We start from the raw sequence: 12804 nt of genomic DNA on the forward strand, positions 1-12804 counted from the left end.
TATTGATATTTCAAATTTATTTATATTTTAGCATATTCTTAAATTTGTGAAAATGAAAAAACAGTTACTTCTTTTATTTGCCTTTTCAGCGTTAGCGCTTACTTCTTGTGAAGATGATGATATCCAAGGTTATGAAATGGATATGATGAAAGGTGATTGGAAGACCAGTAAAATAGAAGTGATCTCCGGAAAAGACGATAAAACAGTAATTTCTACAGATACTCCTATAGGATGTTCTGCCAAAAACATTACATACTTCAGTACAGATTACTCTACTTCTTATACCTATTTTACAGGAGTGGGTGCAGATTGCCAGCTTAACGGTAAAAGTGAAGGAACTTATACTTACGACACCGAAACAAAGGATTTAACGATCAATTATGTAAATGACAGTTCAAGACCGTATAAAGTGGTAGTGCTTACCAGCTCAGAAATGAGAGTGAAGCAGATGTTTGACAACATCGACCAGAATGGAGATCTGATCATTGATTACACTTACATTACTTACAAAAGATAAACACAAAACTCCCGGATTTTTCGGGAGTTTTTTTATGAAAAAGAAAAATTTTAATATTAACTGAAAATTATTAAAAAATGAAGAAGATATTATCAGCATTCCTGTTGCTGACTGTTGCCCTTTTCTTTTCGCAGGAAAAAAAGCCGATGTTTTGGCAAGACATTCAGAATTTCAAAAAACTGGATCAGGAAACAGCACCACCGAAAGATGCCATCCTTTTAGTCGGAAGTTCATCTTTCACCAAATGGACGGATGTTGCGAATTATTTTCCGGATAAAACAATCATCAACAGAGGTTTTGGCGGATCCAGGCTTACAGATCTTAATGATTACGCCAATGATCTTCTGAACCCTTATCAGCCTAAACAGATCATTATTTACTGTGGAGAAAATGATTTTGCGGATAATGATAAACTAAAAGCAGATGTCGTTGTCAACAGATTTAAAACTTTTTATAAAAAAATAAGAGCAAAATTTCCTGATATTGAGGTAGATTACATTTCCATTAAATATTCTCCGAGCCGCGAAAAGCTTTGGCCACAAATGAAAATTGCCAATAAAAAAATCGCTGCTTTCATGAAAAAAGAACCTCATGCAGAATTCATTGATATTACAAAAGTGATGCAGGATTCCAACGGAAACGTAAGAAAAGACCTTTTTGTGGAAGATATGCTTCATATGACTCCGGAAGGTTATCAGCTATGGACTTCTGTGATGAATCCTTATATGAAGTAAGCGAAGTCGAAGCATCTTAAGCAGAATGATCCTTGTCAAGGTTCAGAACCTTGACAAGGATTAATAATCCAATAAAAAAACGATTCCAAATTGGAATCGTTTTTCGTTTATTTTTTTCTCTTAGATTTTGATATTGCTTTCTGTTGCGCTCTGTTGGCTCCGAATTTCTTTGGTGCCTTTCTCTTCGACGGGCCACCCCAGTTTTCCTTCTTATTTTTATCCTTCTTCTCATGGAAAGCACCTCCACCTTCGGTTAATTTAACCTGTGCAGGATTTTTCATCACAATTTGTTCTTCTTCAGAAGCAATCTTTTTAGGATTAATTTTCACTCCTTCAGGGAAATCGATGAATTTTAATTCTTTATCCATCAGCAATTCGATGTCAAGGATCAAAGGTTCTTCTTTTTTTGTCACAAATGTGATAGCCTTTCCGTTCTTATCCGCTCTACCCGTTCTACCAATTCTGTGAATGTATTGCTCAGGAACATCAGGAGTTTCAAAATTGATGACGTGGGTAATATCTGAAATATCCAGACCTCTAGCCATTACGTCAGTAGTAATCAGACCTCTTATCTCCTCATTTTCAAAACGTTTCATTGCTTTAAGCCTGTAATTTTGAGATTTATTCGAGTGAATGACATCAAACTGTTCAGGGAAAAGTTCATCAATTTTAGTAAACAACAAATCTGCATGTCTTTTATTATTATTGAAAATCAAAACCTTAGACATATCGGTATCCGTTTTCAATAAATGTTCAAGCAAATTAATTTTAGTATTAAAATTTTCTACTTTATATCCGGTTTGCTCAATTTTTTCCAATGGAGTTCCGGATTTTGCTAAAGAAATTTCTACCGGACTGGCAAAATACTCATCCAGCATTTCATCTACAGCTTCCGTCATCGTAGCCGAGAAAAGAATGTTTTGTCTTTTCTCCTTCATCATTTCAAAAATGTGTGTCAGCTGCGGTCTGAAACCTAAATTAAGCATTTCATCAAACTCATCAATGATCAGCTTCTGAACTTCTCTCAGAGAAATGGCATTATCAATCGCTAAATCCATCACCCTTCCCGGAGTTCCCACCAAAATATCACATCCGTCATTGAACAACAGCTTCTGTGTATTGATATTTTTACCTCCATAAATTCCGATAACTCTTGCAGTAATATTTTCGGTCAGTTTTTCAATAATTTCCGTTACCTGTACTACTAATTCTCTTGTAGGAACCAATACCAAAACCGTTGGATTTCCGGTCTTGTTGTATTTCCATGTCTTTAAAACTGGCAGAAGATAAGCTAATGTTTTTCCGGTTCCGGTTTGTGCAATTCCCATTACATCGCGTCCGGAAAGTATCGGCTTTAAGCTTTTTTCCTGAATCGGTGTAGGTTCGAAGAGTTCCAGATCCGCCAAAACATCAAGAATTTTAACCGGAAGTTCAAAATCTGCAAAAGTGAGTTTTTCCATGGTGCAAAGATAGGTAATTAATTTTTTAAACTTTAGCGGTAAGTCTGAAGATGGAAGCTGGAGGTTTGTAATCCTCAAATTGAGCTTTGTGTTTACCTTTTTTAATCTTCGCGAAGTGAGTTAAAAAGCTATTTTTGAGTACTTTAAATCACTTCCTTGTAATCCTCAATAAAATAATAATCACCAACAATATAGAAAAAATAAACCCCAATACCGCCATCAAAGACATTTCTCCAATTCTAGGACCTGATTCTGAGACAAAAACGATGGCTGTTGCAATAATATTTGCCCCTAAAATCATGGCTAAAATTAAATTGACAATGCTTGATTTTATAAGTTGATTTGTCTTTTCAATATTCTTGATTTCGCTGGAAACAGTGAATTTATTTTCGTCTAATTTTTGTAAAACAGAACGTAATTCTTTCGGAATTTCATCTACATTATCTGTAAAATTCATCATCCGATCCATTCCTGTTTTTAAAATATTCTTTGGACTGATCTTTTTTGCAAATATTTTTTTCGTGTACGGATGCAAACTTTTTACAATATCAAGATCGGGATTAATCGTTCTTCCAACACCTTCTATCAGACTGATACCTTTGAATAAAAGATAAAAATAATCCGGCATGTACAGTCGATTATCCTTCAATACATCTTTCATTTTATTGATAATTGATTGTGGATCAATATCTTTCAATGAAGAACTATGTACAAAATCCAGAATATCCTCAACATCATTTTCGAATCTTCTTTCATCCGGAATCTGATAGCTGATCGCCATTTTTTTCAGATATCTAACAATTTTATGCGGATTTTTTGCAACAAAGCTTACAATTAAATTTTCAAGAACTTCTTTATCATTCGGCGGAATTTTTCCTACAGCTCCAAAATCAATAAAAACAACCTTTCCGTCTTTTTTAACTAAAATATTTCCGGCATGAGGATCTGCATGGAAGAAACCATAATCTAAGATTTGTGACACAAAAAGCCTTAAACCAACCTCGGAAATCGTTACCGGATTAATATTATGTTCTAAAAGTAAAGCTTTATCCGTTACCTTTATTCCATCAATAAATTCCATACAAAGAATATTATTGTTAGAAAATTCTTCGAAAATTTTAGGAACGTAGGTTTCTTTATTATTTTTAAAATTTCTTCTGAACTGTAGAATATTTTCCTTTTCATTGATCAAAGAAACTTCTTCCAGCAAAGATTTTTCAAAAGTGGAAATAGCCTGTTTTAAATTGAGCTTCTCTCCTATTTCAGAGTAAGATGAAACGAGTTTTTCAAGGTCTTTAATTAATAATAAATCATCTTCAATAACAGTTTGAACATCAGGCTTTTTTATCTTTAAAATCACTTCAGTTCCGTCGATTAAAGTTGCCTTGTAAACCTGGGCAATGGAAGCTGTTGCCAATGGATCTCTCTGAATATCAGCAAAATGCTCATTAATGGAAATATTGAATTCGTTTTCGAGAATTTCCTCAATATTCATTTCAACCATATCTACCTTATCCTGAAGCTTCTGCAGCTCCTGAATAAGCTCAGGCGGGAGAAGGTCTTCCCTGTTGCTGAATGTCTGACCGAGCTTCACAAACGTAGGTCCCAATTCTTCCAAAACCAGCCTGATTCTTTCGTAAACGGTTCCTTTGGAGACAATTTCGTCCGTATTATTGGGAATATCCACCTGCTTGTTTCCGCTTTTCATTCTTGCCAAAACATCTTTAAAACCGTATTTGCTCAGTACGGAAATCAATTTTGCGGATCTTTTCAGTTTTCTCTGTTGTTTGTCAAACATATCTTGAAATGTAGTTGCAATTTAATTCAAAAATTGTTCTTTTTAATTATATTCAAATAAAAATCTATAATTTCGATTCATAAAATTCATTCAAAAAACAATGACAGAATCAGAATTAAAAAACATACTTAAAATCTGTAATAAAGCTACAAAAGCTCCCTGGAGATTATATATTGAAGGAAGAGATTTTACTTCCGGCTCCAGCTTTATTATGACAGGCGAAATCGAAAATAGAGATTATGATATTGAATTTTTAAAAATAAAGAAAGAAGACCAGGATTTTATTGTTATGGCCAGAAATGTTCTCCCTCAATTGATTAATGAAATTATCAAACTTAAATTCCAACAATAAACTCTTACTTACACATCGATTCATTAAAAAAATATTTTTAACTTTATACTCACCAAACAGTAAAACCAACCTATAAAGAAATATTAAAATGAAAAATTTAAAGAAAATCTCAAGAGAACAATTAAAAAACATTGCGGGAAGCGGAATTATCAGAAACTGCTCAAACGAATGTTGTCCGAAAGACGGAAGACCAAGATGTCCGGGATTGATTTGTCCGGCAGTGGTTTGTCCGCAATATGCTTAATAATAAATTGTTAGATAAAATAAACGAAAAGACTGCATCGATGTGCAGTCTTTTTCTATTTCAGATATGTTTCGTACAAATCTCTTCTTCTGTCTTTCATGACCTGAACGGAACCATGATGATGAAGATCTTTTAACAAATTCAGATCCACATCGACAATCAGGGTCATTTCGGTGTTCGGAGTAGCTTCCCCTTTCACCGCATTCGATGGAAAAGCAAAATCGGAAGGCGTAAAAACGGCAGCCTGACCAAACTGGATATCCATATTATTGACTCCGGGAAGATTCCCTACACAACCGGCAATCGCTACATAACATTCATTTTCAATGGCTCTTGCCGCCGCACAGTGACGAACGCGCATATAAGCATTCTGAGTATCAGTAAGATAAGGAACAAATAAAATTTTCATTCCCTGATCGGCTAAAATTCTCGGAAGTTCCGGAAATTCAACATCATAACAGATCACCAATCCGATTTTCCCGCAATCGGTGTCAAAAACTTTAATTTCGTTTCCGCCCTTCATTCCGTAATATTTTCTTTCGTTGGGTGTAATGTGAATTTTCCTGTATTCGTCCATTCTTCCGTCGCGATGCATGAGATAACTAATGTTGTACAAGTCATTATTTTCAAAAACAGGCATGCTTCCCGAAATGATATTCACATTATAGCTGATCGCCAAATCTGAGATTTTTGCTTTAATTTCTTCCGTTAATTTTGCCAGCTCAATCATACTGTCCCTCTCCGAAAGCTTGTTGAAAGGCGCCAATAAAGGCGTATTAAACAATTCTGGGAAAAGAACAAAGTCTGCTTTGTAATCACCCATTACATCTACAAAAAATTCTACCTGTTCATAAAAAGCATCAATATCTTTAAAATGCCTCATCTGCCACTGAACCAGCCCCAACCGAATGATGCTGTCCTGCATGGTATTTGGTTTTTTGCTGTAATAAATATTGTTCCACTGAAGTAATACGGCATTTTCTTTGGAAGATTCATCTTCGGGTAAATATTTCTTTAATACCCTGATTGGCAAAAAGTTATTGGACAACTGAAAAGACAAAACCGGATCGTAGATTTCCTTATCTCTTACTCTTCTGATGTATTCTCTTGGTGATAAATCACTGTGTTTGTGATAGTTTGGAATCCTGCCACCTAAAATAATTGATCTTAAATTCAATAATTCACATAATTCTTTTCTGGCATCATATAATCTCCTTCCCAGACGCAGTTCGCGGTATTCGGGATCAACAAAAACTTCGATTCCGTAGAGGACATTTCCTGTGGAAGTATGGGTATTGAAGGTATAATTTCCTGTAATATCGCTGTACGTATGATCGTCCCCAAACTCATCATAATTCACAATAATGGAGAGTGCCACCGCTGCTAATTTTCCGTCTACGGTAATGCAAATCTGACCTTTAGGAAATATTTTCGTTAATTTTTCAATACTTTTTTTAGACCAGACATATTCCGACATTTGTGGATAAGCTCGCTTCATGGTCTCTACCAATTCAGGATAATCCTGTGTGGTGAGCGTTCTTGTTTCTATTTGCATTTGATGTAATTTTACTTAAATTTAGGGAAAAATAATTGATAAAAGTTTTCCGGAACTTTAATTATTATAAAAAAACTAGCTGAATATCGGCTTTTAATCATAATCTTTTTTTAACGCAAAACATACAAAGATTTTTTAACTGGTAACTGAACCATCCCGTCAAAAATTCTAAAGAATTTTCGCCACCCCTCCAAAGGAGGGGAATTCTCGTCGTAGAATTTCTATCGTTTGTAGTTTACCTCACACTTTGTCGCCCTGAAAGGGTCTATACATAGCTTTTCAGAATTACTTTGTTGAGATTCTTACAGGATGACAAACTGACTGCCAATTGTGTGATGATTGTGAAAAATTGAAAGAACGACTGCGACCCTAGCCCTGATTGTAACGACATCCTTTTGGGTTGCGGTCGGAGCGAAGCGGAGACCGTAACCCAAAAGATACAGTGGAAAGCAGGAAAAAGCTTCAAATAAAAACAAAATAACTATTCGATGTAATCAAATCGCTCCCTAAAAAAAACAAAAAAATCCCGCCCAAAGGCAGGATTTATATTTAAAATTCAAGTCAAAATTATTCCCACTCGATGGTTGCAGGTGGTTTGCTTGAAATATCGTAAGCTACTCTGTTGATACCTCTTACTTCGTTGATGATTCTGTTCGAAACCGTTTCAAGGAATTCATAAGGAAGCTTGCTCCAGGTTGCCGTCATGAAGTCGATGGTGTTGGCAGAACGAACTACCGCAGTGTATTCGTAAGTTCTCTCATCGCCCATTACTCCTACAGATTTTACAGGAAGAAGTACCACGAAAGCCTGAGAAACTTTTTCATACAAATCATTTTTGTACAATTCTTCGATGAAAATATCGTCAGCTTCTTGAAGGATTCTCACTTTTTCAGCGTCAACAGCTCCTAACACTCTGATTCCCAAACCAGGACCAGGGAAAGGATGTCTGTGTACCAAATGATGAGGAATTCCCAATTCTTCACCTACTTTTCTTACTTCATCCTTAAACAATTCTCTCAAAGGCTCCAGCAATTCGAAATCCATTTCTTCAGGAAGTCCGCCAACGTTGTGGTGAGATTTGATCACGGCAGAAGGTCCGTTTACCGACTGACTTTCAATAACATCCGGATAAATTGTTCCTTGTGCTAAGAATTTAGCACCTTCAATCTTATGAGATTCTTCATCAAAAACATGGATAAACTCGTTTCCGATGATTTTTCTTTTGGCTTCAGGATCATCAACTCCGGCTAATTTGGTTAAAAATCTTTCCGAAGCATCCACCAACTTAATGTTCATATGGAAATGCTCTCCATAATTGTCCATTACTTTTTTGCCCTCATCTTTTCTCAACAATCCTGTGTCTACGAAGATACAAGTCAGTTGATCGCCAATCGCTCTGTGAATTAAAACTGCTGCAACGGAAGAGTCTACCCCTCCTGAAAGTCCAAGAATCACTTTCTGATCACCTACTCTTTCACGGATTTCAGCAACTGTTTTTTCAATATAATTGGTTAATTTCCAGTTCTTTTCTGCATCACAGATTCCGAAAACGAAATTTTCAAGAATTTTTCCACCTTCCTCAGTGTGAGAAACTTCCGGGTGAAACTGTACACAATAGATTTTTCTCTCTTCATTAGAAATAGAAGCGATTACCCCTGATTTTGCATTTAATTCAAACCCCGGAGGCAATTGTCCTACTTCATCGAAGTGGCTCATCCAAACAATAGAATTGTCTGTAACACCTTTTAACAAAGAAGATTCTTTAACGATTTCCAGGTGAGCTTTTCCGTACTCTCCTTTCACTCCTTTATGAACTTTTCCGCCTAAAAGATGTGCCGTCAACTGCATTCCGTAGCAGATTCCCAGTACCGGAATTCCCTGCTCATACAACTCTTTTTCAACTAAGTGAGCGTTTTCAGCATTTACAGAACTTGGTCCACCGGAAAGGATAATACCTCTCGGCTGCTTTTCTAAAATCGTTTCTAATGGTGTATTGAATGGTAAAATTTCAGAATATACTCCCATCTCACGGATTCTTCTTCCGATAAGCTGGTTGTACTGTGATCCGAAATCTAATATGATAATACCGTTGTTCATTTTTATAATTGATAAATAATGATTGATAATTGATTTTCTCAGGGTTTTACCCGAAGCTATTGTTGTTTCGCCCTTTCAGGGCTCAATCTAACTCTTGTATGTTTTGGCTAAAGCCAATGTGATTTCTTTTTTTGTTAATCGGGCTAAAGCCCGATCCTATTGATAAAATCCTTACAAAAAAAGACCTGGATTTCTCCAAATCTTTTTTCGTGATTTATTTTAAAACTTTCCGATGTCTTCTCTGTAGAAGCCGTAATCGAAATGTACATGACTTGCATCTTCGTAAACTTTCTTGCGGGCATCTTCGTAAGTCGCTCCTGTAGCTACGATGTTCAGAACTCTGCCACCGTTTGAAACTACTTTGTCGCCTTTTTTAACAGCTCCTGCGTATAAAAGCTTGCTGTGCTTTAATTTATCTTCACCTACGATTTCGAAGCCGGTTTCGATGTTTCTTGGATATCCTCCAGAACACATTACAAGACAAACAGCTTTTTCGTCTTTAAACTTAAGCTCAATATCTCTTCCTTCCATACAATCGTTGATTACATCAAGAAGATTGTTTTCCATTAAAGCCATCAAAACCTGAGTTTCAGGATCTCCGAATCTCATGTTGTATTCAAGAAGGTAAGTTCCGTTTTTCGTCACCATTAATCCGAAGAAAATGATTCCTTTAAAGCTGAAACCTTCCCCTTTAAGACCAGCAACTGTAGGTTCTAAGATATGTTTTTCGAAATCTGCGTAATGTTCCTGCGTAAATTCCGGGCTTGGTGCTACTGAACCCATACCTCCTGTATTTGGTCCTGTATCGCCGTTTCCTGCTTTTTTATAATCTTTAGCCGCTACACAAGGGAATAATTTTTCACCGTTTGAGAATGCAATGATTGAAGCCTCAAAACCTTGTAAATATTCCTCGATAACTAAACGAATTCCGGCATCTCCGTAAATTCTTCTGATCATGAAATCATGAATCGTAGCTTCAGCTTCTTCCAAAGTATCACAGATGACAACACCTTTTCCACCAGCCAGACCGCTTGCTTTGATTACCAAAGGATATTGCTGCGTCTGAACATATTCTTTAGCCTCATTATATGAATCAAATACCACAGCTTTTGCTGTTTTGATATCATAGGTCTGCATAAATTTTTTGGAGAAAGCCTTACTTCCTTCTAAACTTGCAACTTTTTGAGTCGGACCAAAAACTTTAAGATCATGTTTTTTGAATTCGTCCTTCAAACCAGCTACAAGCGGTGCTTCAGGACCTACGATCGTTAAATCTACCTTTTCTTTGATGGCAAAATCTCTAAGTTCTTTAATCTCTGATAAATGAACATTTTTTCCTATTGCATCAGTGGTAGCGTTTCCGTTGGCGAAAAACATTTTAGAAATTCTTGGGTCATTCTGAAGTTTTGCTGCCAAAGCAGATTCTCTTCCACCTTCACCTATGATTAATATTCTCATACTTTATTTAATTAACTAGTCTATAATTTACAAATATATAATTTTGAATGCTATAAATACAATCTCAAAACTATTTTTTAATTCTATTTTAATTAGTGTAAAAAATGTCTGATTCCAGTAAACATCATCGGAATTTTGTGCTCATTGGCTGCATCGATGCTGTCCTGATCTTTTACACTTCCTCCCGGCTGAATGATCGCTGTGATACCTTCCTGAGCGCAGAAATCTACTACATCACGGAAAGGGAAAAATGCGTCTGAAGCCAATACTAAGTCTCCTGTGAATTTTTCTTTAGCTCTTTCGATTGCCTGTTGAGTTGCCCAGATTCTGTTGACCTGACCGCCTCCGATTCCGAAAGCCTGAATCCCGTTGGAAACAACAATGGCATTAGATTTTACATATTTTACCACTCTCTGAGAGAATAATAATGCTTTTTTTTGCTCTTCTGTAGGCTGCGTTTCAGTCACGACTTTAATATCATCTGAGAAGATGCTGTCGTTGTCCTGAACTAAAATTCCGCCGTCGATCTTCACCCAAGTCTGCTTATCTGAAACAGGGTTTACGATTTTTATAATTCTTAAGTTTTTTTTCTTTCTTAAAACCTCCAAAGCTTCCTCATCAAATTCAGGAGCCATTACGATTTCAAGGAATGTTTTGTTTAATTCTTCTGCTGTTGCTGCGTCGATTTTATAGTTCATTGCAACAATTCCGCCAAAGATGGACACCGGATCACACTCGAAAGTTTTTTGGTATGTTCCCAATGCTGAAGTTCCGATTGCAACTCCACAAGGTGTTGAGTGTTTTACTGCACAACAAGCCATTTCTTCTTTGAACTCCGTTACCACTTTCCAGCAAAGATCCATATCTCGAAGGTTATTGAAAGACAACTCTTTACCTCCCAACTGTTCGAAATCTTTCATGGCACCGTTTTCGAAAGTAGAAACGTAATAAGCTGCTGTCTGATGCGGGTTTTCACCGTATCTAAGGTCAGAAACTTTTTTGTAAGATGCATTCAGATACGTAGGATAATCTTCGTCTAGCAGCATTCTTGAGATCGCCGCATCATAAGCAGAAGTAAGGTTGAAAACTTTTCCTGCCAATTTTTTACGAGTCTCGATGTACGTGTCACCGTTTTGTTCCATTTCGATTTTTACCGTTGCATAATCTTCAACATCGGTAATTACCGTTACGGAATCAAAATTCTTAGCCGCAGAACGAAGCATTGAAGGACCTCCGATGTCGATAAACTCTACCTTTTCGTGTAATGAAATGTCTTTGTTTACATTTTCGAAGAAAGGATAAAGATTCACGATAACCATGTCAATCAGACCAATTCCGTGTTCCTGAACCGTTTTCATGTGTTCTGCATTGGAACGAACTGCCAACAAACCACCGTGAACTTTCGGGTGCAATGTCTTCACTCTTCCGTCCAACATCTCAGGGAAATTGGTAACCTCATCAATCTGAATTGGATTTAAACCAGCGTCTTTCAAATGTTTGAACGTCCCTCCTGTAGAAATCAATTCATAATTTTGGGCTTCCAAAAACTGCGCAAATTCGATCAATCCGCTTTTGTCAGAAACACTGATTAAAACTCTCTTTTTACTCATTTTACTTTCGATTTTTTACTTTTTACAGCTATTTCAAACTGTAAACCGGGTCTTTCACCTCCGATTTTACTTTATTTTACTTAGATTTTTTCTTTTTATTGAAATATTTTAATCTAAATGTGTTTTTGTTTTGATTAAATGCTTCGACAGGCTCAGCATGACATCTCTAATACTAAATGTTCTTACTTCTGTTTGTCATGCTGAAAGCACCTATGTTTAGATTCCTACGGAATGACAAACTGAGTGGTCACTTTACATTGTCAGGCTTGTTGAAGCCTTTCGTTGTATAAGATTATTCTTTTTTAACCACCCCGTCAAAAATTCTTTTGAATTTTTGCCACCCCTCCAAAGGAGGGGAATTTTTAGGATCGCTAATAAATGTTTTTTATTAGTTTCCTAATACTTTATTGATCGCTATCGGGAAAATTTCATATTCTATTTTATGAACTTTCTCTGCCACCGTTTCGGGAGTATCGTCTTCCGTTACTTCGAATGATTTCTGAAGAATCGCTTCCCCTTCATCAATTCCTGAAGTTACGAAGTGTACGGTTGCCCCGCTTTCTTTTTCTTTTGCATCAATCACCGCATGATGAACATGATGCCCCCACATCCCTTTTCCTCCGTATTTTGGGAGTAAGGCCGGGTGAATGTTGATTATTTTCCCGATCCAGTTTTCACAAAACTCAGGTTTTAGAATGGATAAAAATCCGGCCAATACAATTAAATCTGTATTTTCAGGAATAATTTTACTCAATTCGCTGCTGAAGTTTTTTCCTCTCGGAATCAGTACGTTATCAATGTTATGATTTTTTGCTCTTTCCAGTCCGTAACATTCTCTGTCGGCAACCACTAATGATACTTTTGCATTCGGAATTTCTCCACTGTCGATGGTATCAATAATCCTTTGAAGATTGGTTCCTGAACCTGAAACGAGTATAACTAAGTTTTTCATTTTTATTTTGTGAGCCTTGTCAAGGTT

The 12804-nt window shown here is 36.4% G+C and carries 11 protein-coding genes; 4 read left to right on the forward strand and 7 right to left on the reverse strand.

What is annotated here, in order from left to right:
• Positions 1–52: 52 nt before the first annotated feature.
• Together BMX24_RS10025 and BMX24_RS10030 are read left to right on the forward strand one after the other, a co-directional pair.
• On the forward strand, positions 53–517 hold the full coding sequence (locus BMX24_RS10025; RefSeq protein WP_089792112.1) for a lipocalin family protein: 465 nt from the start codon (positions 53–55) through the stop codon (positions 515–517).
• 77 nt (positions 518–594) lie between these two features.
• A complete protein-coding gene (locus tag BMX24_RS10030) occupies positions 595–1251 on the forward strand; it encodes a GDSL-type esterase/lipase family protein (RefSeq protein ID WP_089792114.1) in 657 nt (218 codons plus the stop codon).
• 107 nt (positions 1252–1358) lie between these two features.
• Here BMX24_RS10030 and BMX24_RS10035 read toward each other — a convergent pair whose 3' ends face one another.
• Positions 1359–2711 (reverse strand): DEAD/DEAH box helicase, encoded by a 1353-nt coding sequence (locus BMX24_RS10035; protein WP_089792116.1) that lies wholly within the window; start codon positions 2709–2711, stop codon positions 1359–1361.
• Between the two features lie 148 nt (positions 2712–2859).
• Positions 2860–4509: an ABC1 kinase family protein gene (locus BMX24_RS10040; protein ID WP_089792118.1), complete on the reverse strand. Its 1650-nt coding sequence runs from the start codon at positions 4507–4509 to the stop codon at positions 2860–2862.
• 100 nt (positions 4510–4609) lie between these two features.
• Here BMX24_RS10040 and BMX24_RS10045 point away from each other — a divergent pair, with 100 nt between their 5' ends.
• Positions 4610–4861 (forward strand): hypothetical protein, encoded by a 252-nt coding sequence (locus BMX24_RS10045; protein ID WP_089792120.1) that lies wholly within the window; start codon positions 4610–4612, stop codon positions 4859–4861.
• 88 nt (positions 4862–4949) lie between these two features.
• Positions 4950–5105, forward strand: coding sequence for a bacteriocin-like protein (locus BMX24_RS21180; protein ID WP_170835683.1), 156 nt, complete (start codon positions 4950–4952; stop codon positions 5103–5105).
• Positions 5106–5160: 55 nt separating this feature from the next.
• Here BMX24_RS21180 and BMX24_RS10050 read toward each other — a convergent pair whose 3' ends face one another.
• From BMX24_RS10050 to purN, 5 genes are all read right to left on the reverse strand, one after another.
• Entirely contained in the window at positions 5161–6660 is a 1500-nt protein-coding gene (locus tag BMX24_RS10050; protein WP_089792122.1) for a bifunctional GNAT family N-acetyltransferase/carbon-nitrogen hydrolase family protein, read from the reverse strand.
• Between the two features lie 567 nt (positions 6661–7227).
• Positions 7228–8757 carry a glutamine-hydrolyzing GMP synthase gene (gene guaA, locus BMX24_RS10055; RefSeq protein ID WP_089792124.1) on the reverse strand — a complete coding sequence of 510 codons (1530 nt, stop codon included), beginning with the start codon at positions 8755–8757 and terminating at the stop codon, positions 7228–7230.
• A 219-nt stretch (positions 8758–8976) separates the two neighbouring features.
• On the reverse strand, positions 8977–10215 hold the full coding sequence (purD, locus tag BMX24_RS10060; RefSeq protein WP_089792126.1) for a phosphoribosylamine--glycine ligase: 1239 nt from the start codon (positions 10213–10215) through the stop codon (positions 8977–8979).
• Positions 10216–10307: 92 nt separating this feature from the next.
• A complete protein-coding gene (gene purH / locus BMX24_RS10065; RefSeq protein ID WP_089792128.1) occupies positions 10308–11825 on the reverse strand; it encodes a bifunctional phosphoribosylaminoimidazolecarboxamide formyltransferase/IMP cyclohydrolase in 1518 nt (505 codons plus the stop codon).
• A 388-nt stretch (positions 11826–12213) separates the two neighbouring features.
• A complete protein-coding gene (gene purN, locus BMX24_RS10070) occupies positions 12214–12777 on the reverse strand; it encodes a phosphoribosylglycinamide formyltransferase (RefSeq protein ID WP_089792130.1) in 564 nt (187 codons plus the stop codon).
• Between the last annotated feature and the right edge of the window lie 27 nt (positions 12778–12804).

It is taken from the genome of Chryseobacterium wanjuense (assembly GCF_900111495.1).
Lineage (GTDB): Bacteria > Bacteroidota > Bacteroidia > Flavobacteriales > Weeksellaceae > Chryseobacterium > Chryseobacterium wanjuense.